General features: G+C 57.4%; 24 protein-coding genes. 9 read left to right on the top strand and 15 right to left on the bottom strand.

Annotation, left to right across the window (positions count from 1 at the left end; translation table 11 throughout):
• Positions 1-984 carry an NAD(P)H-binding protein gene (locus IVB05_RS13575; protein WP_247784863.1) on the top strand — a complete coding sequence of 328 codons (984 nt, stop codon included), beginning with the start codon at positions 1-3 and terminating at the stop codon, positions 982-984.
• 55 nt (positions 985-1,039) lie between these two features.
• Here IVB05_RS13575 and IVB05_RS13570 read toward each other — a convergent pair whose 3' ends face one another.
• The 7 genes from IVB05_RS13570 to IVB05_RS13540 all read right to left on the bottom strand — a co-directional run bounded on the left by IVB05_RS13570 (position 1,040) and on the right by IVB05_RS13540 (position 9,293).
• Positions 1,040-2,107, bottom strand: coding sequence for a LysR family transcriptional regulator (locus tag IVB05_RS13570; protein WP_247784862.1), 1,068 nt, complete (start codon positions 2,105-2,107; stop codon positions 1,040-1,042).
• Between the two features lie 157 nt (positions 2,108-2,264).
• Complete coding sequence (locus IVB05_RS13565; protein WP_247784861.1) at positions 2,265-3,179, bottom strand: NAD(P)H-binding protein; 915 nt, start codon at positions 3,177-3,179, stop codon at positions 2,265-2,267.
• A 223-nt stretch (positions 3,180-3,402) separates the two neighbouring features.
• Positions 3,403-3,894, bottom strand: a complete 492-nt coding sequence (locus IVB05_RS13560; protein WP_247784860.1) for a helix-turn-helix domain-containing protein — start codon at positions 3,892-3,894, stop codon at positions 3,403-3,405.
• Between the two features lie 351 nt (positions 3,895-4,245).
• Complete coding sequence (locus IVB05_RS13555; RefSeq protein ID WP_247784859.1) at positions 4,246-5,448, bottom strand: ABC transporter substrate-binding protein; 1,203 nt, start codon at positions 5,446-5,448, stop codon at positions 4,246-4,248.
• 377 nt (positions 5,449-5,825) lie between these two features.
• Positions 5,826-6,722, bottom strand: a complete 897-nt coding sequence (locus IVB05_RS13550; protein WP_247784858.1) for an alpha/beta fold hydrolase — start codon at positions 6,720-6,722, stop codon at positions 5,826-5,828.
• Between the two features lie 110 nt (positions 6,723-6,832).
• Positions 6,833-8,524 (bottom strand): long-chain-fatty-acid--CoA ligase, encoded by a 1,692-nt coding sequence (locus IVB05_RS13545; protein ID WP_276578746.1) that lies wholly within the window; start codon positions 8,522-8,524, stop codon positions 6,833-6,835.
• A 166-nt stretch (positions 8,525-8,690) separates the two neighbouring features.
• Complete coding sequence (locus IVB05_RS13540) at positions 8,691-9,293, bottom strand: TetR/AcrR family transcriptional regulator (RefSeq protein ID WP_247784856.1); 603 nt, start codon at positions 9,291-9,293, stop codon at positions 8,691-8,693.
• Between the two features lie 127 nt (positions 9,294-9,420).
• Between IVB05_RS13540 and IVB05_RS13535 the strand changes: the two genes are divergently transcribed.
• The 4 genes from IVB05_RS13535 (at position 9,421) to fabF (ending at position 12,967) form a co-directional block, all read left to right on the top strand.
• On the top strand, positions 9,421-9,861 hold the full coding sequence (locus tag IVB05_RS13535) for a tautomerase family protein (RefSeq protein WP_247784855.1): 441 nt from the start codon (positions 9,421-9,423) through the stop codon (positions 9,859-9,861).
• Positions 9,862-9,893: 32 nt separating this feature from the next.
• Positions 9,894-10,697 (top strand): SDR family oxidoreductase, encoded by an 804-nt coding sequence (locus IVB05_RS13530; protein ID WP_247784854.1) that lies wholly within the window; start codon positions 9,894-9,896, stop codon positions 10,695-10,697.
• A gap of 20 nt (positions 10,698-10,717) precedes the next feature.
• Positions 10,718-11,530 (top strand): oxidoreductase, encoded by an 813-nt coding sequence (locus IVB05_RS13525; RefSeq protein ID WP_247784853.1) that lies wholly within the window; start codon positions 10,718-10,720, stop codon positions 11,528-11,530.
• A gap of 174 nt (positions 11,531-11,704) precedes the next feature.
• Positions 11,705-12,967, top strand: a complete 1,263-nt coding sequence (fabF, locus tag IVB05_RS13520; protein WP_247786681.1) for a beta-ketoacyl-ACP synthase II — start codon at positions 11,705-11,707, stop codon at positions 12,965-12,967.
• Between the two features lie 157 nt (positions 12,968-13,124).
• Here the strand turns inward: fabF and IVB05_RS13515 are convergent, their stop codons facing one another.
• A complete protein-coding gene (locus tag IVB05_RS13515; RefSeq protein ID WP_247784852.1) occupies positions 13,125-14,072 on the bottom strand; it encodes a LysR family transcriptional regulator in 948 nt (315 codons plus the stop codon).
• Positions 14,073-14,268: 196 nt separating this feature from the next.
• On the opposite strand from IVB05_RS13515, the gene IVB05_RS13510 reads away from it, so the two are divergent.
• The gene (locus tag IVB05_RS13510) at positions 14,269-14,727 is read left to right on the top strand and encodes a MaoC family dehydratase (protein ID WP_247784851.1); all 459 of its coding nucleotides are present in this window, start codon (positions 14,269-14,271) and stop codon (positions 14,725-14,727) included.
• Positions 14,728-14,805: 78 nt separating this feature from the next.
• On the opposite strand, the gene IVB05_RS13505 is transcribed toward IVB05_RS13510, so the two are convergent.
• From IVB05_RS13505 to IVB05_RS13475, 7 genes are all read right to left on the bottom strand, one after another.
• Entirely contained in the window at positions 14,806-15,597 is a 792-nt protein-coding gene (locus IVB05_RS13505) for an SDR family oxidoreductase (RefSeq protein ID WP_247784850.1), read from the bottom strand.
• A 45-nt stretch (positions 15,598-15,642) separates the two neighbouring features.
• Complete coding sequence (locus IVB05_RS13500) at positions 15,643-16,434, bottom strand: crotonase/enoyl-CoA hydratase family protein (protein WP_247786680.1); 792 nt, start codon at positions 16,432-16,434, stop codon at positions 15,643-15,645.
• A gap of 422 nt (positions 16,435-16,856) precedes the next feature.
• Positions 16,857-17,471: a TetR/AcrR family transcriptional regulator gene (locus tag IVB05_RS13495; protein WP_247784849.1), complete on the bottom strand. Its 615-nt coding sequence runs from the start codon at positions 17,469-17,471 to the stop codon at positions 16,857-16,859.
• Positions 17,472-17,572: 101 nt separating this feature from the next.
• Positions 17,573-17,875, bottom strand: coding sequence for a YciI family protein (locus tag IVB05_RS13490; RefSeq protein ID WP_247784848.1), 303 nt, complete (start codon positions 17,873-17,875; stop codon positions 17,573-17,575).
• Positions 17,876-18,001: 126 nt separating this feature from the next.
• Complete coding sequence (locus IVB05_RS13485; protein WP_247784847.1) at positions 18,002-19,102, bottom strand: NADH:flavin oxidoreductase; 1,101 nt, start codon at positions 19,100-19,102, stop codon at positions 18,002-18,004.
• A gap of 260 nt (positions 19,103-19,362) precedes the next feature.
• The gene (locus IVB05_RS13480; protein WP_247784846.1) at positions 19,363-20,145 is read right to left on the bottom strand and encodes an SDR family oxidoreductase; all 783 of its coding nucleotides are present in this window, start codon (positions 20,143-20,145) and stop codon (positions 19,363-19,365) included.
• Positions 20,146-20,517: 372 nt separating this feature from the next.
• Complete coding sequence (locus IVB05_RS13475) at positions 20,518-21,972, bottom strand: 4Fe-4S binding protein (protein ID WP_247784845.1); 1,455 nt, start codon at positions 21,970-21,972, stop codon at positions 20,518-20,520.
• Between the two features lie 124 nt (positions 21,973-22,096).
• Between IVB05_RS13475 and IVB05_RS13470 the strand changes: the two genes are divergently transcribed.
• The 3 genes from IVB05_RS13470 to IVB05_RS13460 all read left to right on the top strand — a co-directional run bounded on the left by IVB05_RS13470 (position 22,097) and on the right by IVB05_RS13460 (position 25,968).
• Complete coding sequence (locus IVB05_RS13470) at positions 22,097-22,966, top strand: alpha/beta hydrolase (protein ID WP_247784844.1); 870 nt, start codon at positions 22,097-22,099, stop codon at positions 22,964-22,966.
• 316 nt (positions 22,967-23,282) lie between these two features.
• A complete protein-coding gene (locus IVB05_RS13465; protein WP_247784843.1) occupies positions 23,283-23,741 on the top strand; it encodes a (2Fe-2S)-binding protein in 459 nt (152 codons plus the stop codon).
• 1 nt (position 23,742) lies between these two features.
• Entirely contained in the window at positions 23,743-25,968 is a 2,226-nt protein-coding gene (locus IVB05_RS13460; protein ID WP_247784842.1) for a molybdopterin cofactor-binding domain-containing protein, read from the top strand.
• The last annotated feature ends 65 nt before the right edge of the window (positions 25,969-26,033 follow it).

Raw genomic sequence — 26,033 nt, 5'->3', positions numbered from 1 at the left:
ATGTCGAAACGGAACCCCATTCTGATCACGGGAGCTGGCGGCGAGGTTGGCTCCGTCAGCAAGACGATGATCAGCATGCTATTGGAGAAGCAATATCCGGTGCGTGCTTTCGTGAGGCGGGACGACGAGCGAGCGGACGCGCTTCGACGGGCCGGTGCCCAAGTATTCGTCGGTGATCTCCTCAACATCGCCGACGTCGCGGCCGCCCTGAACGGGTGCCGGCGGGTCTACTTCAGCATGAGTTTGAACCCGTACTATGCGGACGCAAGCATCCTGATGACCGCCGCGGCGCGCGCCCAAGGGAACATCGAGGTCTTCGTCAACATTTCGGAATTCGAGCAGTCATTTATGACGTTCGATAGAATGACGGCAGCGCGCGACGTACGGCTCGCTTGGCTCGGAGGACTTGTCGCCGACTGGTCACCGCAACAGAGGGCCCATTGGGCAGCCGAGGAGGCGCTAAAATGGTCCGGCCTGCCGGTCGTCAACATCCGCGCAACCATGTTTGTCGAGAACCCGATCCTTGCATGGTTTCCACTGAAACAGTTGCTCGGTGCGGGCGAACTCCATCTACCCTTTGGTACGCAGAAGATCGCACCGATCGCCGCTTACGATGTTGCGGAGATTTGCACGAAGATCCTGATCGATCCCTCGGCGCATATATCGGCATCATACGCACTGACCGGGCCGGAGTTGAAGGACATGCATGGGTTTGCAGAGGATTACGGCGCCGCGTTGGGGCGGCGTATTTCGTATGTACCCCAGGACGTGGATCTCTGGGTCGAGACGTACATCAATACTGCCCTCGCGTCGCGCAGTCCGCATATTGCAGAGCACCTCGGAACCATCACGCGCCTGGTCGCAGGCGGACGTTATGATGTTGTCAATGGTGAGCTTGAAGCGCTGCTGGGGCGTACTCCCAAAGGCGTCCGTTGGGCGCTCGAACGATCCCCCCGTATTCGCGAAGCACTGGCGAAGGGATGATCTCGGCATCGTCCCGCAAGGCAGCTCTGCACCGTCCGGCTTGTGCGCAGGATATCTAAACCCGAGACAATGCACCGGAAGGCATCGCGCACCCCTGCTCGCCCAAAAACCAGGAGCGAGACTCCGAAAATTCATTCTCCAGAAAACGTCGCACCTGCAGGGTCAACTTCCTCAGATCGCTCTCGCGCCGACGAAGAAGCCAGACGTCCATTGACGAGGATTCCCGAGGCAGAACTCGAACCAGGCCTTCCATGCGAGCGAACGGGACCGCCAGGAACGCCAATCCGAGCCCTTGAGTGGCGGCGGCAAAATGGTTGATGATCGGCATAACTCGCAAGCTGCCCTTGACGTCACTCGCCGCCCTGAAGCGGGTGAGCAACTCCATTTGGCCGGCCCGTTCGCTGTGAAGTCCCGCGAAATCGGCCGAGCTGCCGATGATCTCGTGATCGAAAAGATCCGCTATCGTCCGCGGTGCGGGACGGTCGGCGAGATAGGCTTCGGAGGCGAACACACCGAAAGCAATCGTTGCGACTTTCTTCCCTATCAACTCGTTGTCGCCCGGATGTCCAAACCGTATTACGAAATCGAGATCGCTGGAAGCTAGGTCCTGTTGTTGGATCGTAGAGTTGATCTCGAGTCGAACCTCGCTCCTGAGCGCGCGCAGCTTCTTGACCCGCGGAAGCAGCCAATGCTTGGTCAAGCCTTCCGTGGCCGATATCTTGATCGCGAGCGACCGATCGCCGACGCGAAGCGAGAGGCCGCGATGAAACGATTCGAAAGATCTCAACATTTCTTCGGCAGATCGACGCAGAACCTCGCCCTCCTGCGTCAGCCTGACTCCGGAAGATATGCGAAAAAACAATGGAGCTCTCATATACCGCTCCAGTTCCTTCAATCGCCTGCTGAGCGTTGGCTGGCTCATTCCGAGTTCGCTCGCCGCGCGGTTGACGCTCCCTATTCTCGCCACCGCGAAAAACACTCGAAATAGATCCCAATTTGCCTCGGCGATGCGGACCATTCGCGGCGGAATCGCCTCGAGTTGATCAGCAGGTTCTGAGGATGAAACGGCATGCGAAACGCCGCCGTCTCTCCCAGATTTCGTGGTCCAAAGCTCGGCGGTCATTTTCCACCCACGAGGCTAACCTTTAGACTTGGTCTCTTCCGAAGAAGGGCTTGGCAGTACATGTCCGGTAGATCAGGCGTTGCTGTAACGCATTCTACTTTCGCGCCTGTAACGTCGGTCATGGGCACGTTGCAATCTGGTCGCGTCGGCCCTTTTGCTAAGCACCGGCGTTGAATGCAGCAGCGTTCCGTTGAACGAACTGGCGCACGGTCATCGCAGGCTCGCCTATCAGGCTTTTCACATCGTCGGAGAACCGATCATAGCGTCCTTCTTGATGAAGGACCGCCATCGTTGCAAGGTGGGCGACGAGATGGGGTGGAACGCCCATGCTTGCCAGTTGCTCCTTCCATGGTTCAAGCGGCACATCAACATATTCGATACGGCGACCGAGCGCTTCGGAGAACTCGCGCGCGACGCCGTCCAGATCCTGCGACACCGGACCGGTCAAATGATAGATTTTTCCGATGTGCTTCGACGGGTCGGCAAGAATTTCAGCCATAACCCGGGCGGTGTCATAGGCTGCGATCGCCGACGTCTTGCCGCGAGCGAACGGCAGCATCAGTTTGTTCTGTGCACTTACTGTATGGGCGGAAAGACGAAAAAAGAATGCGTCAAGAAAAACGGTCGGCCGCACCTCCACTACTGGCAGCCCTGCCCAGCTAAATATTTGCTCTGCGAGCCAATGCTGTTTTTGTGCCGGGCTGGGCGTGGTCGCATGGACGCTCATTTCGGCGACAGTCATTTGCGATATGTTGACGAATGCTTTGACCCCGTGATGTTTCGCAATGGCTGCCATGTTTGCGGCGGCTTCAAGGTAGGTACTTGCAATCGACATTCCGAAGTAAATGCGATCGCATCCCTCCACCGCGCGATGCACGGCCTTCAGATCCAATAGGTCGCCGACAACGACGTCCGCGCCTTTCTGACGTAGCGCATCGGCGCGACTGTCGTCTGTGCGAACGAGCGCGCGCACCTTCAGTCCGCGATCGATAAGCATCTCCGTCAGGGAACGCCCGACCGCTCCCACCTGCCCCGCCGCACCTGTAACCAAAATTGGGCTTTCAGGGTTCATGACATCTCGCCGTTTCAAAGGAGCACGTTCGTTACGATGTTGCAGGCGCCGGGAAGCAGGCCAACAATGTCTATATTATACTTACTTGTTTTTTACAAGTCACTAGCTGCGTGACTGCGTTGGAGAAGGCAGCGGTGGCTACCCCGGCGTTCGATCAGGTCTATTGCCAGATCAGCTCGCTGCGTTGGGTTGGTACGTCGAGCCCCGGTTTGGCTCAATGTCCTCAGTTTTTCTGGGAAACAGCTTTAGCTGCGGATTTTACCCGCTGAACCGGCCGGCGGACCAGGGCGTCGGTAGCTTGTTGCAGGTGCTGGAAACACTCATCGTGCTTGAGACCTCGATCCAACTTACCGCCGACGTGCCGGATGCCCCATCGGCCAAGGGCCAGAACGATGACGCCGAGTTCATAACCCCGGTCGGTAAGGGTATAAGCGGCTCGCGGGGGGTGATCGCTGTAGAACTTGCGACTTACGAGACCATGTGCCTCAAGTGTTTTCAGACGATCAGAGAGCACGTTGGGCGCCATGCCGGGCAGACGTTCCTGGAGGTCCTGAAACCGCATCGTGCCGGGGAGAAGGTCACGGACGATCAGTAACGTCCAGCGGGCGCCCACGATATCGAGCGTCCGCGCCACAGGACAAGACGCATCAAGGCTATTCTTTGCCATTCGGGGCTTAACCACCTGGTTTTCTGCAAATCGATCACGGGCCAACATGTGCCTTGCTGATATATAGTCAATATTTCTTTGATTGGAACACCTTTTGGCCGGTTTCCAACCCACAGTTGGCCAGCCGGTCGGGGGCCGATCGTGCGGGAATGAGCCGAAACATGGCGGAGAGCCAGCAGCAGCTGGCGATTATCCGATTCGGCGGAAGTTCAAATCGATCGCACGGCGGCAGAGAGGGCCGCCCAGCGCTGCGCAATGCCTCGTCTCTGGGCAAAACGGCCTGCCCGCATTGGTATCGCTCGCCCTTTCGCCGGGGGATGTGGCGGCAATCGTGACATTGAGACGCTCACGGCGACAGGTGGCGCCTGTTGCCGTGAGGCCCCGACGTTCCCTCTGTGATCACTCCGATGAGGCGTCAAGTACTTCGCTGAAAAGGTCCCAGCGGGTGCCGGTCCAGCGCTGCAGCCTCATCTGCGTGTAGTTCATGTTGATCTTGTCGCTCGTAGTGACGCTGATGCCGGGCAGCAGCGTCGGCAACGCCACATTCTTCAGGCTCTTTGCCTGCTTGACGATGTTTTCTCGGGACAAGTCGTTGCCGCACTGCTTGATCAGGTGCTCTAGCAGCATGGCTTGCGTGTAACCGAACAGGTAATTGCCGTCGGCAATGTCGGCGCCGGTCATGTACTTGTCGATGAAGGCCCGATAGTTCTTCATCCCGTCGGTACTGTCCCACTGCGCATCGGTCGCATCCATCACAATCGTGCCGACTATCACCCCGGTTGACCTCTCAAGACCCGCGGGTTTCAGGGTCGCACCAACAGAAGCCGAGGGGTAGTTCAGCAGGATTGTTGGCTGCCACCCGATCTCGGCAGCCTTACGAATGGCTTGCGCAGCGAATTTTGGCGTTCCCGCCACCAGAAGCGCCTCCGCACCTGAACTCTTCAAGGTCACGACCTGAGAATCCACCGTCGGATCGTTGATCTCATAGGAAATCGCAGTGACCTTCTTGTCGAAATCATTCTTCAGGATTGCCTTGAAAGCGTTGACGTAATCTTTGCCCAGATCATCGTTCTGATAGAGGATGGCATACTTCGCCTTCGGCAGCGTCTTCGTCAGGAATTTGGCGTAGATCTTTCCCTCGGTATCGAAACTGACCAGGCTGGTTGTCGTCAGGGGAAAATCCGTTACATCTGTGAATTTGTTCGACCCAGAGACGATAGCTATGGTCGGCACGCGTTTTGAGATCAGATATTTCGCCACCGCCGTATTGGCGGGTGTGCCAAGCTGGCTAAACATGAAGGCAATTTCATCGCTTTCAACAAGCTTGCGAGCATGCTCCACCGCCTTTGGCGGGCTGTAGGCGTCGTCATAGGCGATGTAGTTTATCTTCCGGCCGTTGATGCCGCCGCGGTCGTTAACGGATTGGACATAAGCGAGGATACCTCGGCCAACGAGCCCGATCGACGATGCGGGTCCGCTGAAAGGAAAGATTCCTCCGACCTTGATTTCAGAGGGCGTTACGCCCGGGGCATCAGCGGCAAGCGCGGATGATCCCAGGGCCAACAGCGACAACGCGAAAGCAGGTTTAAAAAACTTGAGCATGGCGTCCTCCCGATGAACCGCGGAGCGCGCGCCCTATCGGGCCGCAATCCTGCAACCTGCGGCCACTGGTTGGGCCGTCGTCTTTTCTCCAACTTACAGTTCTATTTTCGAACTCGTCAAGTACATTCAAAGCCGATTCACGAGGGGGATAGAAGGATCTCAACTTCAATCGGCCGCGAAAGCCCGTTGCGCCGGTCGCTATTCGGAAACTGGTCCTACCTTTTCGGTAAGGACGTAGCGTTCCTATATGATACTTATGGTATGCTGAAGTGCGCCCTGCGAATGCAGCCCTGCAGCATACTTGACCACCTTGTAGATGCTGTCGCCAACCAAAGGGCCGCCCCTGACTGCGGAACGCAGCCGGGTTCGTATGCACATCATCGGGTGCCCTGGATGAACAGCTCGATCAACGCAATGATGGTCTCTGGAGCGTCTTCCTGACTGAAGTGTCCTGCATTCGGCAGCTTAATGACTGGCCCCTCTGGCCATATTGCCTTGAAATCAGAGATCTGGCTCTCCGGCGCAATCGCTCGATCCTTCATCCCGACCGCAAGCATCGCAGGCTTCGACTGCAGGTTTTTGAGTAGCGGAAAGCCCTCATTGAGGTACGGAGCGATCCGACCGAGCAAAGCGTCAAGCGGAAACTCGATTGCACCCACACAGTCCTCTTTAGTTGGAAAGGCCGAGCCATAGGCCGCAAGCCAACGGGAATCTACCGCCGACAAATTTTCGAGACCTTGTGTCTTCATAATACTGAGAATATTGGCTTCCAGGTGTCCCAACACCTCGCCGATCGTACCGGCTTTGTGATGTTTAAGGATGAATTGAAACCAGGGCGTCGATCCTGCGGATGTTTTGCCATAGCCGGTCAACGTATTGAGGAGAAACAGGCGCCTGACGCGGTCCGGATGTCGCAGCGTGAATGCTGAGCCGATCAGCCCGCCCCAATCCTGCACAACGAGCGTAATGTTCCTGAGATCGAGCGCTTCGATCAATTTAGTCAGGTTGTCGACATGAGCTCTCAGTGAATACTCGCGATCGCGAGGAGTTTCGCTCTTTCCAAAACCCATGTGGTCAGGAACAACGACTCTGTGCGTGGCGGAAAGCGGCGGAATGAAACGCCGATAGAGGTATCCCCAGGTGGGCTCGCCATGCAGACAAACGATGGGTTCACCGGCCCCCTCGTCGACGTAATGCATCCGAAAGCCGTTCCCCTCAAAGAACCGAGGTTCGAACGGCCAACTCCCGCCAAAGGTCTCGTGCGCGTCAATCATCGGAGATCGCAGCTCCTTCGGTTCTCTTCATGCACCGGCTTCGCCAAGGGATGAAGGACGACACAGAGGTCACTCGTCAATTTCGACGCCTGGCGACGAAGCCTATCAAATCAAGCGGTTGCCGGGCTTTTTGAGTTTTCGTTCCTCAGTTCCCGGCGCAGAATCTTGCCAACATTGCTCTTCGGAAGTTCAGATCTGAATTCAACGTGCTTCGGCACCTTGTACGGCGTTAATTGCATCCTGGCGAAATCGATAACGTCTTGCGCCGTCAAATGCTGATCGAGGCGGACCACAAACACTTTGACAGCTTCGGTGGATTTTGCGTCGGGGATACCGATCGCGGCACATTCCATGACTCCCGGATGGCTGGAGACTACTTCTTCGACTTCGTTTGGATAGACGTTGAAGCCGGAGACAATGATCATGTCCTTCTTACGATCCACGATCTTGGTGAACCCGTCGGACGACATCACGCCGATATCGCCTGTCCGGAAGAAACCGTCGCTTGTCATCACAAGAGCCGTTTCATCAGGTCTGTTCCAGTAACCGGCCATCACCTGCGGCCCCTTGCAGCAAATCTCGCCGGCATCGCCGAGCGCCACCTCCTTGCCATCATCATCCCGGATCGAAATGTAAGTGGACGGGAGAGGCAGGCCGATCGTTCCGGAGAACTCTGCAAGATTTGCCGGCGTCGAGGTCACAGTCGGGGCCGTTTCTGATAGGCCGTAGCCTTCGGAGAGAACACATCCTGTCGCAGCGAGCCATTTATCTGCGACAGTCTTTTGGGTCGCCATTCCTCCACCGATTGCAAGCTTCAATTCCGAAAAGTCGACGTTCTTGAAATCGGGATGACGTAGAAGGCCGTTGAACAAGGTGTTGACGGCAGGGAAACTATGGACCTTGTACTTTCGTAGCTCCTTGACGAAACCAGGAATATCCCGCGGATTTACAATCAGAAGGTTGGTACCGCCTACTCGCACGGAAAACAGGAAACATGCCGTGAGCGCGAAGATGTGATAGAGGGGCAGCGCGCAGACTGTCAGGAAGGGCTCAACCAGTGGCGGCTTGTGCAAGACCGGTTTTGTCCACGCAGCAATTTGAAGCACGTTGGCCACCATATTGCGGTGAAGTAACGTTGCGCCTTTTGAGACGCCCGTCGTGCCGCCGGTATATTGGAGAAAGGCAACATCGTTGGGGCCTATTTTTGGCTTCTTCAGCCTCATCTTCCGACCGGCAGACAGCGCATCGTTGAACGAGACAGCGCCTGGCAGGGAATACGCAGGGACCATTTTCTTGATCGTGCGCACCACAAAATTGACGACTACGCCCTTGAAACCAAGCAGATCACCCATCCGGCCGACGATAATGTGCTTGATGCTTGTCCGCGGCAGCACCTTTTCCAGAGTCGTCGCGAAATTCTCTAGAATAACTATGGCTTCCGCGCCGGAATCCTTGAGCTGGTGCTCCAGCTCCCGCGGAGTGTAAAGAGGATTGACGTTCACTACTGTATAACCCGCACGCAAAGCGGCAGTTAACGCGACAGGATTTTGCAGAACATTTGGCATCATGACCGCAACGCGGGCACCCTTCTGGAGCCCCCTGCTTTGCAGGTAGGCCCCAATGGCGGATGACATCTCGTCCAGTTCGCCGTAGGTGATCGCCTTGTCCATACAGATAGCCGCCTTACGATCGACAAACGTCGCAAAGCTTTCTTCGAATAGTTCGATCAGCGAAGAATACTGGTGGACATCGACATCGGCAGGCACTCCATCCGGATACTGCTTCAGCCAAAACCGGTTCATCATAATTTCCCCCTGCAGAACAGCCGCTTTTGCGATCTGGTTGGACTTTCCCCTTGCCTTGGCGGCCGAATGCAGCCTGGGCAGAGAGAATTCTTGGCGAGCAATACAAAGAGGTTCGCACCTATCAAGTCATCAGATTGACGGCTCTACACCCGGTGGGGAAGCATCAGTCCTGACGTCTTCTACTGCTCCCGTCCCGTCGTGGTCGGTTTGAGGTCATCGCGCTTTTGCGGCACCGCTCTGTTGCGGTCGCGAGCAATTCGCGGCCAAGGCTGCTGGACGCTGGCATCGCTCTGGCCAGGACTAACGCGCCAAGCATACGACAAACCACATCCACCGCCTCGTCGCGCGTGGACGGCGCCTTGGGCAACAAATTTGCAATCGACACGATCATTCGCTCAACACCGTCGGCAAAAACACTTTTTAAGGCATCCGGCTGTCGAGCGACCTCGCCTGCCAGTGCAGCCGCCGGACATGTCGAGCCGGGCGCGTTCCGGGCCTCCTCTGACAGATACGACGTTATGAATTCATCCAGAGTCGGCATTCTTTCCCGCAAGCCGTCCATCTGTCTGAACGCGTGATCGAGTGCCTCGCCGGCCAACGCGTCTTTCGATTCAAAATGATTGTAGAAGCCGCCATGCGTAAAGCCGGCCGCCTTCATCAGATCATTGACCGAAATGCCGCCGAAACCACCCTCGCGAAACAGCCTTGAGGCCTTCGCAACAACCTTTTGCCGATTCTTCTGCGCCTGATTTTCAGTAATCCGCACGATCAATCTCCCAACCGCCACCCGGTAACAATGATATACATCATCATTAGCAATTGACAACGCCGTTTAATAATGATGATGATCATTATTGAGATTCACTGGCCCGCGAACGGCTCCAGGAGAGAAAATGCCATTTTGGAAGATATATCATCCGGTTGGCGCCTTTACCGCTGAAGACAAGCACGCCTTGTCACAGCGCATCACCGGGCTTTATCGCGCGCTGCCAAAGTTCTACGTCATCGTCGCTTTTCAGGAGGTTGCGCCAGAATCCTTCTACATGGGTGGCGAGCCGGCGCACAATTTCGTTCGCATCTGGGTGGATCATATCGCGCGATCATTCCCGCCTGACGCCAGGAAGTTGAAAGCCAAATGGATGGGCTGGGCGGAAAGTGCGCTGGCGCCCTACATCAAGGATCGCGGCAGGGATTGGGAAATTCATATCGACGAAACGCCTTTTGATCTCTGGCAGATTCAAGGCATGCCTGCGCCACCGCCAAATTCAGAATATGAGAAGCTCTGGCTCGAAGAAAACAGACCGGTGCCGTACCCGATTCAGGATCCGGTCTAGATCCATGCCAATTGCTGGAGGCTTAGATTGACATGAGCAACCTTCACCGTTTTGCAGTTGTCACCGGTGCGTCGTCGGGGATCGGCGATGCCTATGCCGAACGAATGGCGGAACGCGGCTACGACCTGATTCTTGTCGCCCGTCGCCGAGACCGGCTGGAAGACGTTGCCAAGAGAATTAAGATCAAGACAAACCGCGCGGTCGAGATAGTGACTGCTGACCTCTCAGATGCGAACGATCTGTTGCGCATCGAAGCGCTACTGACCGAGCGGGAGGACATCGACGTCCTGATCAACAATGCCGGCTTGGGTGCGCTTGGGCCTACCTCGAAAGTAGCTGCGGACGCACTGGAGAATCTGATAAGGATCAACATCCTGGCCTTGACACGACTGACTCGTGCCGTCTTGCCGGGCTTTCTGCGTCGAAATACCGGAACGATCATCAACATCGCTTCCATGATTGCGGTCATGCCGACGCCTTCCGGCGCGGGCTATTCCGGCTCCAAGGCATATGTCTTGAATTTCACACGCTCCCTCCAGATGGAGCTTGCGAAGACAAACATCGTTGTTCAGGCGGTACTTCCCGGCCCGGTTCGCACCGAGTTCTTTGAAGCATCCGGTCTTACAGCAGCTCCCTTTCCCAACGAACTGTTCATGTCCGCGGAGCAACTGGTTGACACCGCGCTCCAGGCATTGGCGCAGGGGGAGCTTGTCTGTTTTCCGTCGTTGGAGAATGCATCGCTCTGGACGGATCTTGAAAACGCTCGCATTGCATTGAGCCGTGCGCTCATGCAGTCGGGTAGTCCGGCGACGAGATATTCCGAAAAGGCTCTGTAACGAACAGTCCGGAGGCTCTTATGCGATCAGACGGTAAAGTGGCAATAGTAACCGGGGCTTCCACAGGAATCGGGCAGGCCTCCGCAAAGGCGCTGCATCGGGCCGGATTCCGCGTGTTCGGCACGAGCCGGCGCGCCGGCGCGAGTACCCTCGAGGGGATCACGATGGTCACCTGCGACGTGACGGACGACGCGTCGGTGAATGCAGCCGTCGGCAAGGTGCTCGATGCGACGGGGAGGATCGACGTTCTCGTGAACAACGCGGGCATGGGCCTGCTTGCCGGAGCTGAAGAATCTTCGGTCGTCCAGGCTCAGGCGTTGTTCGACGTCAACCTTTTCGGAGTGATCCGCACCACCAATGCGGTTCTCCCGATCATGCGAAATCAACAGGCGGGCCGGATCGTCAACGTAAGTTCGGTGCTTGGTTTGATCCCCGCCCCCTTCTCGGCCCTCTACTCCTCCACGAAGCATGCTCTCGAAGGCTATTCGGAATCCCTCGATCACGAGGTGCGGACGTTCGGCATCCGCATTTGCTTGCTTGAGCCGGCGTACACCCGCTCTTCATTCGAACAGAACATGTTGCTCCCGGATCGGCGCCAGGAGGCATACGCCTCGGCGCGAATACGCTCCGGCCCGGTTATGCAAGAGGTCATGAAGACGGCCGATAGTCCCGACGTTGTAGCCGAGAGGGTCGTGGAGGCCGCGACTACCACATCGCCCCGTCGGCGATACACCTGCGGAAAGGTTGCGCGCCAAGTGAGCGTATTGCGTCGTTTCGTGCCCGAAGGGATCTTCGACAAGAGCCTTCGCAAACAAATGGGATTGCCGGCGTAGCCGGATTTGCCTGAGCGATCTCGACCGGGCGTCAGCGCTTACATTGTGGTCGTTGCGGTGCGATGGTCCGATCCGGCGCGACCGACGGCTAAGGCAATCCATTGCGGTTCGGAGCCAATCTTGCGCCCGTCGGACGACGAGGTGTCGGGGAAAACTCAGAAAGGTAATCTCATTATGCGTCGCGTCGTCATTACGGGGCTGGGATTGGTGTCACCGCTGGGTTGCGGCAGTGAGTTGGCGTGGTCTCGCCTACTCGCGGCCCGTTCCGGGCTGGCCGCTCTTCCCGACTGGGCGGATGCCCTTCCCGCGCGGATTGCTGGAATCGTACCGAAAAAGATCGACGATCCGGATGGAGGCTTCGATCCGGATATAGTTGTTCCTCCCAAGGATCAGCGCAGGATGGATCGCTTCATCCTCTTCGCGCTGGTCGCTGCGGCCGAGGCCATTGCGCAGGCGGCTTGGACCCCTTCCGACGCGCATTCGCTGGAACGCACCGCGACCGTGATCGCGTCGGGCATCGGAGGCTTTCCGGCAATCGTCGAGGCGGTGCGCACCACCGATCAGCGCGGGGTCAAGCGCCTCTCGCCTTTCACCGTGCCCTCCTTTCTCGCCAATCTCGCAGCCGGTCATATCTCCATCCGTTACGGCTTCAAAGGTCCCATCGGTACGCCGGTCACCGCTTGCGCTGCGAGCGTCCAGGCGATCGGCGATGCCGCACGCTTGATCCGCTCCGGAGAAGCGGACGTTGCGATTTGCGGTGGCTCAGAAGCCTGCATCGATCTGGTGAGCCTAGGCGGCTTCGCCTCCGCCCGGGCCCTTTCGACGAGCTTCAACGAAACGCCAACGCGCGCGTCCCGCCCCTTCGACCGCGACCGCGACGGCTTCGTGATGGGCGAAGGCGCCGGTATCCTGGTCATAGAGGAGTTGGAACACGCGCTCCGGCGGGGCGCCAAACCAATCGCCGAAATCGCCGGCTATGGTACGACTGCTGATGCCTACCACATCACGTCAGGACCCGAGGACGGCGCGGGCGCGCGCCGCGCCATGGAAGGCGCGTTGCGGCAGGCCCGCCTTGAGCCCGGTGATATCCAGCATCTCAACGCCCATTCCACTTCGACTCCCGTTGGCGACGTCTCCGAACTGGAAGCAATCAAAGCCGTTTTCGGCCGCGACGGAAAGATTGCCGTGAGCGCCACCAAATCGGCGACTGGTCATCTGCTCGGCGCCGCCGGGGGTGCGGAAGCGATCTTCACGATCCTCGCGTTACGCGACCAGATCGCGCCGCCCACTCTAAATCTCGAAAATGCCGACGCTGCCGCGGAAGGAGTCGACCTCGTGTCCCGTGAGGCCAGGCGCATGACCATGGAGCATGCGATTTCGAATGGATTCGGCTTCGGGGGCGTCAACGCCAGCGTTATCTTTCGACGTTGGCAATAACCAAGCCTGCTGAGGATTACCCATTCGAAGCGATCATCCGACTTCCTTCCCAATCACGACTTTTGGGTAGAGATGGAGGGCGCGTAGATGGCGGTGGCCCCTCTCAATTGGGGCTGTTCAGCGCGGATTGGCCATGCCGGCCTTCTCATCTGCCTGTTCAGGCCTTGCGCCTGGTTGGTCTGGAAGTCCGATGGGTGCCGGCCAACCATGCTTTGGAAGCTGCAAACTCGCCTTCTAAAAATCGCCTGACCTCTCGGGTCAATTTTCTGAGGTCGCTCTCGCGTCTCCGGAGTAGCCAAACGTTCATCGTAACGGTCTCTTGCGGCAGCACCTGAACGAGCCCTTCGGCCTGCGCAAACGGTACCGCAAGCAGCGCGAGTCCGAGCCCCACACCGGCGGCGGCGAAATGATTGGCCACGGGATTGACCCGGACAACGCTACGGGTGCCCGCGGCTGTCGAAAAATACTCCAATACGTGTCTTTGACTCGGCCGAATATTGCGGAACGAAACAAAATCGGCGGTATGACCGATGATGTCGTGATCCTTCAGATCGTGCAATGATCGTGGTACCGGCCGCGCGGCAAGGTAGCGCTCGGAAGCAAATATGCCCATCGGTATATCGGCGACCCGCTTTCCAATAAGATCGTTCTCACCGGGATCTCCCATCCTGATAACGTAGTCCAGGTCACTCGTGGCAACGCTCTGCTGGTTCACCGTAGAGATTATTTCCAGATAGATCCGTCTATTGAGTTCCCGCAGCTTCTTGACGCGAGGCAGAAGCCAGTGCTTGGTCATTCCCTCAGTCGCCGATATCCTGACCACAGATGATCGCTGCCCGACCCGGGAACGCAGATCGCGTTGAAACGAATCGAACGCGAGCATCATTTCGCCGGCCGAGCGTTGCAGGTCTTCGCCTTCCTGCGTCAGCTTTACGCCTGACGAGGCGCGAAAGAACAGGGGCGCAGCCACGTAGCGCTCCAGTTCCTTAAGGCGCCTGCTCAGCGTCGGCTGGCTCATACCCAGCTCGTGCGCCGCGCGATTCACGCTACCGGTTCTCGCCACCACGGAAAATAAGCGAAATAGATCCCAGTTTGCTTCGGTCACGCTGTCATCCTTCGAGCAAGAGCTCTGGCCCCAAGCCGGCGCGCGCGAACGAAGCCACCGGGTAGGGAAGCGTGAGCGATAACATCCTCGGAGGGTTATTCAATATTGCGATCTCGTTCAACAAAATCGTCATGGCCTCCTCCGCGCGACGGCAGAATATGCCGATATTCAATATCGAAAACAACGAGCACCAGCGATGGCAAAGCTAACACTCACGACGATCAGAGATTTCGTAGGCGAAGATCTCGGGACATCTGATTGGGTCATTGTCGATCAGTCCATGATCGACCAGTTCGCGACTTGCACGGGCGACAAGCAGTGGATCCACATCGACCCAGATCGCGCGAGCCGAGAAAGTCCCGCAGGCGCCACCATTGCCCACGGTTTCCTGAGCCTATCATTGATTGCACCGCTCGGCATGGACTTGGGACTCGCTCCGGTCGATGCATCTGCCGTCTTTAACTATGGTCTGGACAAGGTCAGGTTTTTGACACCGGTAAAGTCCGGCAGCCGCGTTCGCCTGCAGATTTCCATGACCAGCGTCGAACCGAAAGACAACGGACGCTTGCTGATCAAAGGCAACGCTATACTGGAGATCGAGAACAGCCAAACGCCGGCCTTGGTTGCTGAAACGCTGACCCTGGTGGTTCCCTAGTCCTTCATCAATAGCGCGTCATCGCCGTATCACCGCGAAACCGATGGCGGCATGGAGTTCGCGCTTCGACGGGCCACGTCAGGAAGACGACAGCACGGACGTCAGGCCTCCATCGACGGCAAGGATTTGACCGGTAATGTGTTTGCCGGCATCGCTCGCGAAGAGAACCGCGGCGCCTTTCAGATCATCCTCGTCACCGATGCGGCGCAGCGGCGCGCCGGCGGCGAGCTTTTCCACTCCAACAGTCTCGATGGTACCCTTGGTCATTCTCGACGGAAAGAATCCGGGCGCCAGAGCATTGGCCGTAATGCCGTAGCGCCCCCAGCTTCCCGCCAGCGCCCGCGTGAAGTTGACCACCGCACCCTTGCTCGTATTGTAGGCAACCGTCTGCATATCTCCTGAACTTCCCAGCAATCCCGCGATCGAGGCAAGGTTGATGATGCGGCCATACTTGTTCGGAATCATCGAGCGCTTCGCCACCTGCTGGCTGAGGAGGAATAACGATCGGACGTTCAGGTTCATCACCTTGTCCCACGCTTCGATCGGGTGATCTTCCGTCGGCGCGCCCCAGGTTGCGCCGGCATTGTTTACCAGAATATCTACCCGCCCGAGCTTCTTGATCGTTTCGTCGGCAAGCCGTTTGACGTCATCGTCCTTTGAATTATCCGCCACGATCCAGTCCGCCTTGATACCCAAACCGGCAAGATGCGTCTGGGCTTTCTCCAGATCCGGCGCCTTGCGGGAGGAAATCACGAGCCGCGCCCCCTGCTCACCCAGCGCTTCGGCGATTTGCAGCCCGAGGCCGCGGGAGCCGCCTGTAACCAAGGCGTTCTTGCTGGTCAGGTCGAATGCCTTCTTGATGCTTCCCATATTCAAGTCCTCAAGCCTGTAAGTGAAGTTGCGCTGCCGGGCCGGCTACTTCCCGCGAAACACTGCCGAACGACGCTCCACGAAAGACTGAATGCCTTCCTTCATGTCTTCGCTGTTGAAAACGCGATCCTTGATCCTTGGAATGTAATCGATCGCAGCTTGTTCACCGGCCTCGATGTATTTCAACGCGGCTTCCTTGGTCACCTGAACACCGATCGGCGCGTTACCGGCGATCAGATTCGCGATCTCCATCGCCCGAGGGATCTGCTCGCCGGGCGCAACGACTTCCTGGACGAACCCGACCTTGTGAGCTCGGGCTGCGCCGAACTCATCACACAGGAACAGGTGATACATCGCATCCCCCCATCCCGCTCGCGTCAAATACCGGAAGTGGGCACCGCCAAGCGGTGCGATTCCGCGCTTAGACTCCATCTGGCAGAACCGGGCGTCGTCGGCCGCCACGACGATATCGCCAGCCAGCATCATTTCGATGCCGATCGTGAAGCAAATCCCTTGTACTGCCGTGACGATCGGCTTGCGGCATCGGTTCTTGAGCCCGAACGCATCGACGTTGCCTGGTTTGATCTCGGTATTCTCGGCCTTGGGTCCAAAGAACTTCGGCATATCGAGGCCCGCTGTAAAATCCGGGCCCTCGGCGCAGAGTACCCCGACCCAGTAGTCGTCCGTGCGGTCCAGAAGCGTCATCGCGTCCGACATCTGCGCCATCATCTGCGGACTGAATGAGTTCTTCTTCGCCACATTGTCGATGATAATCTTGAACACATGCCCGTGCACCTCGGTACGGATCTGACCGACCTGGGTTTTGGCCTCACTCATGCGCTGATCTCCGAAAAGTGCTTTCGGGCGCCTGCGCAACGGCACACAGGCTCTCCCCGTCGGCGTACAGCCGATTTTTTCTTTGCGAGGCCAGCTTGGAACGGCCGCCAAAGCACCTGCTACAAAATATTTGAATAACAGCTATTCAGCAGCGATGACTCTCGAATAACTGTCGGCCAATTGCCCAGTGCTGCGCCGTGGTCCTGCTGGCTCAACTAGCTGAGCCGGAGCAGTATTGGAAACTCGGCCCGACAGATTGACCCGCCGCACGGTCGATATCGGTCGCTAACCGGGCTGCCGGGCAGGCCCCGGCTTGGGCAAGTATCTTCCTGGCGAGGTGCCTCCCAAAAGAGCGATCAAACAAACCTGCAGAATATACGGCTTGGGCGAACCGAGGCGCCAAGCCGTGTTAGATAATCGATTTAGGTACTATAGATCGCCAGAAACTCCCGAGCAGCCTGCTCTGAGAGGAGCTTCATTTGGTCTTCCGCGGGAGGCTTCAGGACTCCCAAAAGAAGTCCTACCTGAAGATCGGACCACAAAAGTCCCAAGTATGCTCGCGCCATCTGCTTCGTCTCCGAGTGCTTCAGGAGGCCGCGGCTAACGGCGTGGTCGATCAGTTTCGCAAGCGCTTCGTGGGTCGCGCGGCGACCATTCCTATCAATAATGCGCGCGACTTCCGGTAGATCACCGCTTCTCGCAATCGCGAATCTGAAGACAGTGAGAGCGTCGGCGCGCGTGACGTCTTTGAGAAATATAAATCCGAACTCCCGGAGAACGTTAAAGAGTTCGTGCGATGTGCTGGGTTCGGGCAGTTCTGCGACGCTGCCACTGATCGCGCTTGCGCGTTCGGCGATGCAGGCGAAAAGGATCTTGTCCTTGCTCGGAAAAAGAGCATAGAGCTCGCGTTTCGACACATGGGCCTTGGTTGCGATCTCAAGAGTGCTTGCGCCTAAAAAGCCGTTCTCCTTGAGCGACTGAAACGCAACCGACAAAATTCGATCGCGAATAGAATTCTTCGAGTCGCCAGACTTCATTTCTCACAAGTCATAGGGGTCCTGCTAGGTTTCCGCTTGGGTGTCCCCGAACCTGGTATCGCGGAGGCTGATCGCTTCGCAGCGAATACGAATACGGTAGGCTATTTGCGATAGCGGAGCTGGATCATGGGAAATGCGTCGTAACGAGCTCCGACTTCAGCCGCAATCATCGGATCGTGCGAGGTCAATTTGGATAGTTCTGTTTCGTCTTCTACCTCGAAAAGGGACAAGCCGAAGCCGCCGCCCTGAGGATCAATAACCGGTCCATGCGCCACAATCTTTCCCTGCTCGAGCAGCTCCTGAAGATAGCCGCCGTGAGCCTTCATCAACTGCGCTTCGTCGCCGGTCATGGTCTTTAGGAAATCGTTGCGTGGCGGAATAAATTTGCAAAAGAAATGGGCCATTCCTGAGTCTCCCTGTGAACGCGACTTGGTTATCCAGAACTGAGTAAATCGGGCTTCGCCGATTTCGACCGTCGCGAATCCGCGCGACGACGTCCGTCGTACTCGGGCGCAAGTTCCCACAGCCGCTCAGCTCAATGCTGCGAATGCGGTCCGGTCAAAGGCCATCAGTTCTTCCGTACGGCCGTCGCGTACCTTCACCAGCCACCGTGGATCCTGAAGCAGAGCCCGACCTACCGCAACAAGGTCGAATTCCTCCCGATCCAGCCGGCGGATCAACTCCTCGAGGGACGCCGGTCGGGAGTTCTCTCCGCCGTATGCAGCGATGAACTCGCCGGTCAGGCCGACTGACCCGACAGAAATCGTCGGAGCTCCAGTCACCTTCTTCGCCCACCCCGCGAAATTCAGATCGGAACCTTCGAACTCCGGCTCCCAGAAACGGCGCTGCGAGCAATGCAGCATGTCGACGCCTGCGTCGACCAGAGGCTTGAGCCAGGATTCCAATGCCCGGGGCGTATCGGCCAGCTTTACGTCGAAGTCCTGCTGCTTCCACTGGCTGATGCGGAGCAGGATCGGAAACTCGGCTCCAACGGCCTTACGCACAGCACGGACGATATCGGCTGCAAATCGCGCCCGGCCGGGCAAATCCCGGCCTCCATAAGCATCTTCCCGGCGATTGGTGCCTTCCCAAAAGAACTGATCGATCAGGTAACCGTGCGCTCCGTGGAGTTCGACGGCATCAAATCCCAGGCGCCTCGCCGCAAGCGCCGCATCGGCGAAGGCGCGAATGGCGTCCGCGATGTCTTCTTCGCTCATCGGTTCGCCAAGCTTCTTCTCTGGTCGCGACAGGCCGGACGGACTGTCGTAGGAACCGGCAGGAGACCAGTCCTGAGCGCGGGTGCGAACGGCTCCGACATGCCATAATTGCGGAGCCATCAGGCCACCTGCGGCGTGCACCTCGTCGACCACATGTCGCCAGCCGTCCAGTTCTTTCTCGCCATGAAAGCGGGGAACGTTCGGATCGTTCAGGGAGGCCGGGCGGTCTACGCCGGTACCTTCCGAGATGATAAACCCGACCTTTCCTTCGGCGCGGCGGCGATAGTACCGCGCGACGTCGCCAGTCGGAACTCCGCCGGGGGAGAACGAGCGCGTCATCGGCGCCATAACAACCCGGTTCGGCAGGTTCAACCCTTTGAGCTTGAACGGTCGGAAAAGAACCTCGGTGGACACTCGCACTCCCTGAATTCAACTCAAAAGGCACCCCTAGTTTCATCAGGCGTGTACCACATACTCGCTTCCTCGACGATCAAAACGCCGGTAATTGCGACGGGGAAGAAGATCCGCCTAGTCGCTTTCGATCAAGGTCGCAGTAAATCGTTCCAAAATAGAACTGTCAAGCGAGACGCGTTAGAGATCGTTCCAATAGAAAGATATCCTACCCAAGCATTTGAGGGTGACTTAGGTCTGCTTCGCTGCGACCGTTCGACCAGTCACCACTTCTCGATCCATGGCCGCAGCACGACTTCGAATGCCCAGGTCGACCGATGCTGGCGATGGAGTTGCAGATAGGTTTCCGCGATGCGGTCCGGGTCAGCCATGTTGTCGTCGACAGTCGTTCCCGCCAGTCGGTGTGCGCGGGTACCGTCTTCCCGGGTCCAGCCAATCGCCGCATCGATCGGCACGTTTGCTATGTGGATGCCGTGCGGCATCATCTCCCTTGCCATGCTTTGTGCGAGCCCGGACTTGGCATGACATGCCATTGCAAAGGCACCGCTGGACGGGAAACCTTTGAGCGCTGCGCTGGCGTTCGTGAAGATGATGGTCCCTTTCGCGCCGTTGGCATCGAGTTCGTTTCCGAGCATGAGTCGAGCCGCTTGTTGACCCACCAGAAAGGCACTGAACGCCGCGTTTCTGAGAGTTTCAAACGCCATGACCGGGTCGGCCTCGACGACGCTCTTGCGGAAAATGCCGGGAACCCGGCCATCGATATTATGGACGACAAGCCTCGGTGTCCCGATGTCTCGAACGACATTCTCGAACAACTCTTTCACCGCCGCCGGTTCGCTTGCATCGCAGGCGTAGCGACGCACGCCATGCGTCTTCTCGAGAGCCTCAAGGACCGGTTTTTCGGGATTCCTGGCTGCTACGCCGACACGTATGCCGTTCTCCGCGAACAGCCTGGCGCAGCTTGAGCTAATGCCTGGCCCGCCGCCGACAATAAGTGCGGTCTCTTGTACGGCAGATGAAACTTCACGTTTGTTGGACTGAGTCACGTTTCGCGCTCCCTTCTGAGTCTTCAAGTTGATGAGCGAGGGCACGGCGCGCGGGGATGGTTCGAATAGAATTCACGACGTACCAGACCACGCCTTTCGGGGATATTTCGACGATCAGACAACACATGGGTGCCATTCCGGCGCGCCGGAAAATCCTGAAACCACCTGCCCCCGGACAAGATCGCGGATGACCAGCGATGTCCAGCGAGCTCCCACCATATCGGGCGTTTGGCAACCGGAGAAAGACTGTTCTAGGTTCGCCTTAGGTTCGCCCAAGGTCACTTAGATGCAGCAGGCGATGCAAGCAGCTCATTGGCCAATTCGCCCTGCCTTCTGCAAGGCCTCAGGTCGCGATCCGTGCACGCCGAGAAATCAAGAAGGAAAGCATCGGCCAAAGGCCTGCAGGAGCCTCGGTGAACCGCGGAAGCGAACGCTCCTGCGCAGCAGCAGCCAAGGCAGCTTCACCTCCTTGCGGACAAAGCGCAGCCACGCGTCACTATCGGCCGTCATAGCGAAATCTGCTGCACCGTGAAGACCATTGGTGACCTTTATCGTCTTGTTCCTGATCTCGACGGTCACTTCCGCGGCTTCACGGCCGACGAATGTGAAATGAAACGCCGCATTAAGGCCGGCAGACCGTCCCCGTTGAAAGACCAACGTAAGTGATCTCAGAAAGGCAACAATCGAACGCAGATTCGAAAGTCCGTTGCGGACACGTTTGATGGGCTTGTGCGCGAAGCGGCGTGGCACGTAGGCCTCAGCGTCCGATCCGGCGACGACGTAAACGGTCTCAACTTTTTCGGTAAGCGGTTTAGCTATTTCCTCCATGTATTGTTTTCGGTCGGCGAGATACGGACCGATCACATCTTCGCCTGCAGGACACACAGCCATACAGTAAGCGGCTTTGTAATTCGCACCGAAGGAAAGACTTTGCCACATTGAGGCCGTTTCTGCCGTCGTCACCTTTTCCCGATAGGCACGCGAATTTGGGCTGTCGACGACCGTATTTACCCAATCGGTGAAGCCGCCTGAGAACTCACGATAGTTGTGCGTGTAGCAAGCCGCGAAATCAAAATGCCCGTCCGGTGCGATCGCACCAGTGGGACAGGCGGAAACGCAGAGCTTGCATTCCAGACAAGGGCTGTAGTCGAGCGGTCGGGAATAAGCGCTAACTTCCGCGTCCACCAAAACGGTCCCGAGAAGTATAAAATTGCCGAACTTGGGATGGATGACGTTGCGATGAATGCCCATCCGACCAAGACCGGCCGCTTCGGCAATGGGCTTATGCGATACCAGCCACTGCTTGCCTGCGCCGAATCGGTCCATCTCCATCGGAAAGCCGACGGCAGCTGCATTGATCGCTCGAACGCCAATGCCCTCCAGTCTACTGACTATCTCTCGAACCACACCGTCTGTCTCGTGAACGACGTGGTGAAATTCGACATTTGCGATGGATCGCATTGGAGTTCGGATGTTCTCGCGATTCATCCGGCATACAATGCTGATGACGGATTTCGTCCGTGGGAACACGCCGATGATATCTGCACGGTGTGCCGCGATATCTTCTCGATCGACCTCGACGAACCCTACGTCGTCCGCCCCCGCTTCCAAACACAATGATCGAAGCCGGCCGGCATCCAATGTGTGCGGCGGGGACGCCTTTGCCTCGGCTCGATGTGATACGACGGTTGGATGGTTTGCTAAATCGACCAAACTCGCTCCCTCATCAGCAGGTTCAAACCGGTTGCGATCTCGACGGCATCCCTCTTGAATAATAAAACTATAGTGACTTGTATTTCCATAGTCAAATTTGATATCAGTACGCACGAAGCGTTCGACGGGCTTGGGGAAACAACCGCTCGTCGCCGCGGGACCGCAACTCCGCCGAGCGGCGTGGCCGCTCTGACTTCTTTGTTCAACCAGACGGCTTTTATTGCTCAGGCAATTGCGTATGCAAGAAGAGAGAAATCAAATGCTAACCTCGTCCAAACCCAAAACGAGCCTCTTGCAGGTATCCGATACGCTTAGCTTGCGTTACGAAAAGACTGGCGATGGACCACCATTGGTTCTTGTGCATACGATCCGCACACAGCTCGAATATTTTCGCGGTTTGGCGCCGCTCCTCGCCAAGTCATATACGGTCTATGCTATCGATCTGCCTGGACACGGTCATTCGCCGATCGACCCACTTGCGCGCTTCGATGAGCCGTATTTCAGGCAAGGCGTCATTGGCTTCATCGAGAAGCTCAACCTCACCGAGGTCACACTTGTAGGCGAATCGATCGGGGGCGCTCTGGCTCTCACGGTTGCGGCCGCAATTCCGCAACGGGTCGAGCGCGTCTTCGCGATCAACCCTTACGACTACGAAACCCGTTACGGAGATGGCATCCGGCGCGGCAACTGGTTCGCGAATTTCATCATCGGAAGTTTGCAAATCCCGATTCTAGGCGCATTCAATGCGTCGGTGGAAAACAAGATGGTGCTCGGCAAGATCATGGCTGGCGGATATCACGATCCACGAAAACTTCCTCCCGACCTTCTTACCGAGTTCGACCAAGTGGCGCATCGTCCCGGATACAAGCGGGCCGCGCGCAAGGTGCTGGCGGGTTGGCAATCCTGGAGTAAGGCGCGGGACTGGTACCGGGCAGTTCCGGCGCCCGTAACGCTCATTTATGGCGACAGCGATTGGTCGCGCCCGAACGAACGGGAGCGGACCCGAGCACTGCTCCCCAACGCGCGCATGTTCACACTCAAGGATACCGGTCACTTTTCAGCGGTTGAAAATCCATCGGAATTGGCACGCATCATACTGGGAAGCTAACACCTCACGCTGATGTTGGATGCCTTCCGTCCGTCAAGGCGATGTTTGGATGACTCGCTAGATCGACCACAAACTAGTTCCTTCCACAGCAGGCCGAAATCGGCCCCGTTCTCGATCAAATCTAAAGAATTTAAACAAAACTTCGTCACTTGCAAAAAAATAGTTATTTCAGGTAAAAGAAGAAGGAAGCGATGAACGACTCATAGGGAATGACCGCGCGATGCCCGCGGGGCCTCAACTATGCCTGTAAGGTTGGGAGCTCCTGAAGAGCAGACTGGCGCCAACCGTCGTATTCACAACTGCTGGAGCATTCGCAATGCAATTGACTGTCAATGGCAAGCGATACGACTTGAACATCGAACCGGAAATTCCGCTTCTTTGGGTCCTTCGAGATGAACTGGGAATTGCAGGACCGAAGTATGGCTGCGGCGCTGGCCTGTGCGGTGCGTGCACCGTCCACGTCGACGGCACCGCGGTCCGCTCCTGCTCTATCGGTGCTGGAGAGGTTCGGGGCAGCGTGACAACAATCGAGGGGCTCGGAACACCAAAAATGCCGCACGTGATTCAGCAGGCTTGGATCGAGCACCAGGTCGCGCAGTGCGGCTATTGTCAGCCTGGCCAAATGATGACCGCGGCCGCCTTTCTTTCAAAAAATCCCAATCCGTCCGATGCCGATATTGCTGATGCGATGGATGGAAATCTCTGTCGATGCGGCACCTACCCTCGCATCCAGCGCGCCGTCAAAACTGCAGCCCAAATGATGAAGGGAAAATAGCGTGGCTCGGCTTGCAAAGATTGCGCGACGCACGTTTCTGATTGGATCCGCGGCGATCGCCGGAGGCGTTGCGTTCGGCTACTATCGGTATCGCAAGGAACCTCCGAATCCGTTGCTGAACGGGCTCGCGCCGGGCGAAGCCGCGATCACTCCCTACGTCCGGATCGATGCAAAAGGCGTCACGCTCATTACTCCTCGAGCCGACAAAGGCCAGGGCTCCTATTCCATCCAAGCCCATCTGCTTGCCGAAGAGCTCGATGTGGATCCGCATGCGGTTCGTATCGATCCTGGTCCGCCAAGTCCCGTATATTTCAACACCCGGATCATGGACGACAGCCTGCCCTTTGCGACAATCGATGATGGTTTCTTGGCACGGGGCGCGCGTGGTGGCGGCGAAGTATTAAGCCGTCTGCTAGGTATGCAGATCACGGGTGGTTCCTCCACCGTACCCGATGGTTACCATAAACTTCGCATGGCGGGGGCTGTTGCGCGCGAGACTTTGAAGGAGGCGGCCGCCAGGAGATCGGGAGTGTCCCCATCGCAACTCAAAACTAAAGACGGCCAGGTCATTCTGCCCGACGGCAAGTCGGTTACTTACGCGGAACTAGCCGTTGAGGCAGCGCAGCTTGCACTCACTACTGATGTCACGCTCCGACCAGAACAGGAGTGGCGCTACATTGGCAAGAGCATGCGCAGGATCGATATCCCTGCGAAGTCAACTGGTACACAGCGGTATGGGATTGACATTCGCTTGGATCGAATGGTGTACGCAACCGTGCGTGCCAATCCCGGTATGGGAGGCACGATCAAACAATATGATGCCTCTACCGCGGAAAAGATGAGGGGCGTAAAAAAGATCGTCCCAGTCAAAGACGGTGTCGGCGTCATCGCCGATAACACGTGGAGAGCCTTCCAGGCCGCGGGCGCGATCAAGATCGAATGGAACGATCCTCCCTATCCGGCCAACTCGTCTGGAATGTGGAAGGTTTTAGAGAGTTCGTTCTCCAAAGACCTGCAGGACAGCCGATTTCGCAACGACGGAGACGTCGAGAAGGCATTGACCGCCGCATCCAACCCGATCGAGGCTGAGTATCGGACGCCGTATCTAGCTCACGCACCACTCGAACCCATGAATGCGGTTGTACTCTATACGAAGGAACGGCTCGACATCTGGACGGGAACGCAGATTCCGCTATTCCTCCAGGTGCACGCTGCGAAGCTGGCCGGACTGCCGGAAGACAAAGTCCATGTTCACGCCCAGCCGATTGGCGGCAGCTTTGGAGCACGACTCGACGATACCTATGCGCTTCAGGCCATCGAGCTTGCGATTGCGATGGAGGGCGTTCCGGTCAAAATGACTTGGAGCCGCGAAGAGAACATGGCGCACGATTATCCGCGCCCGATGCAGTTCTCACGCGCAAGAGGAACGGTTCGCGATGGCAAGGTCGAGAGCATGAGCATTGATATCGCCGGCCAATCAATGGGGGCCTCTTGGTTTAACCGTTTGCAGGCGCCCGTTCCTCCCGGTCCCGACGCTACGAGTGTCAACGGTGTCTGGGATCAACCTTTCGCGATACCCAACTACCGGGTGACAGGTTACCGCGCGGAAGAAATGGTGCCCGTCAGCCCGTGGCGATCGGTTGGAGCCTCCGGCAATGGCTTCCATCATGCGTCCTTCTTGGACGAATTGATCCATGCCGCCGGCGCTGATCCGATGTCGGAGCTTATTCGCCTATGCAATCATGAGACTTCGAAGGCCGTCTTGCAGACGTTGCGGGATATCTCCGGCTGGAAGGGATCGCGCATGGACAACGGGCGAGCACGTGGGGTCGCCCTGGCATTATCGTTTGGCGTGCCGATGGCACAAGTCGTTGAAGTAAGCGATACGCCGCAAGGCATCAGCATCGACAGAGTCTACGCCGTTTGCAACGTTGGGCGCGTACTCGACCCGATTAATTTCGAGGCGCAAGTCCAGGGAGGGATTATCTGGGGCCTGGGCCATGCGATGAATTGTGAGCTGACTTACGATAATTTCGCGCCGGTCCAGACCAATTATCACGCGTTCGAGGGAATGAGATTCCATCAGGCACCGGAAATCATCGTCAAGGGATTGCAGCTTGGCACTGAAGTGCGCGGAATTGGCGAACCCCCCTTCCGCCTGCGGCACCGGCGCTCGCGAACGCCATTTTTGCACTCACAGGAAAGCGTCTGCGCGAACTGCCTCTGAACAAGAACGTTAAGTTCGCGTGACAACAAGAGGGTCGCGGAGATGCATCCGCGACTATTTTGGGT

This window comes from Bradyrhizobium sp. 170 (assembly GCF_023101085.1).
In the GTDB taxonomy this organism is placed as follows: Bacteria; Pseudomonadota; Alphaproteobacteria; order Rhizobiales; family Xanthobacteraceae; genus Bradyrhizobium.
Note: the sequence above shows the minus strand (reverse complement) of the source record. Positions and strands in the feature narration are given on the sequence as shown.

What these genes read in the sequence shown, in the direction of transcription:
- fabF (WP_247786681.1), top strand. Translation starts at nt 11,705, where the DNA reads ATGCGTCGCGTCGTCATTACGGGGCTGGGATTGGTGTCACCGCTGGGT.
- IVB05_RS13545 (WP_276578746.1), bottom strand. Translation starts at nt 8,524, where the DNA reads ATGAACCGGTTTTGGCTGAAGCAGTATCCGGATGGAGTGCCTGCCGAT.
- IVB05_RS13560 (WP_247784860.1), bottom strand. Translation starts at nt 3,894, where the DNA reads ATGTTGGCCCGTGATCGATTTGCAGAAAACCAGGTGGTTAAGCCCCGA.
- IVB05_RS13495 (WP_247784849.1), bottom strand. Translation starts at nt 17,471, where the DNA reads ATGAAGTCTGGCGACTCGAAGAATTCTATTCGCGATCGAATTTTGTCG.
- IVB05_RS13535 (WP_247784855.1), top strand. Translation starts at nt 9,421, where the DNA reads ATGCCATTTTGGAAGATATATCATCCGGTTGGCGCCTTTACCGCTGAA.
- IVB05_RS13550 (WP_247784858.1), bottom strand. Translation starts at nt 6,722, where the DNA reads ATGATTGACGCGCACGAGACCTTTGGCGGGAGTTGGCCGTTCGAACCT.
- IVB05_RS13555 (WP_247784859.1), bottom strand. Translation starts at nt 5,448, where the DNA reads ATGCTCAAGTTTTTTAAACCTGCTTTCGCGTTGTCGCTGTTGGCCCTG.
- IVB05_RS13505 (WP_247784850.1), bottom strand. Translation starts at nt 15,597, where the DNA reads ATGGGAAGCATCAAGAAGGCATTCGACCTGACCAGCAAGAACGCCTTG.
- IVB05_RS13525 (WP_247784853.1), top strand. Translation starts at nt 10,718, where the DNA reads ATGCGATCAGACGGTAAAGTGGCAATAGTAACCGGGGCTTCCACAGGA.
- IVB05_RS13530 (WP_247784854.1), top strand. Translation starts at nt 9,894, where the DNA reads ATGAGCAACCTTCACCGTTTTGCAGTTGTCACCGGTGCGTCGTCGGGG.
- IVB05_RS13565 (WP_247784861.1), bottom strand. Translation starts at nt 3,179, where the DNA reads ATGAACCCTGAAAGCCCAATTTTGGTTACAGGTGCGGCGGGGCAGGTG.
- IVB05_RS13470 (WP_247784844.1), top strand. Translation starts at nt 22,097, where the DNA reads ATGCAAGAAGAGAGAAATCAAATGCTAACCTCGTCCAAACCCAAAACG.
- IVB05_RS13570 (WP_247784862.1), bottom strand. Translation starts at nt 2,107, where the DNA reads ATGACCGCCGAGCTTTGGACCACGAAATCTGGGAGAGACGGCGGCGTT.
- IVB05_RS13575 (WP_247784863.1), top strand. Translation starts at nt 1, where the DNA reads ATGTCGAAACGGAACCCCATTCTGATCACGGGAGCTGGCGGCGAGGTT.
- IVB05_RS13490 (WP_247784848.1), bottom strand. Translation starts at nt 17,875, where the DNA reads ATGGCCCATTTCTTTTGCAAATTTATTCCGCCACGCAACGATTTCCTA.
- IVB05_RS13510 (WP_247784851.1), top strand. Translation starts at nt 14,269, where the DNA reads ATGGCAAAGCTAACACTCACGACGATCAGAGATTTCGTAGGCGAAGAT.
- IVB05_RS13465 (WP_247784843.1), top strand. Translation starts at nt 23,283, where the DNA reads ATGCAATTGACTGTCAATGGCAAGCGATACGACTTGAACATCGAACCG.
- IVB05_RS13500 (WP_247786680.1), bottom strand. Translation starts at nt 16,434, where the DNA reads ATGAGTGAGGCCAAAACCCAGGTCGGTCAGATCCGTACCGAGGTGCAC.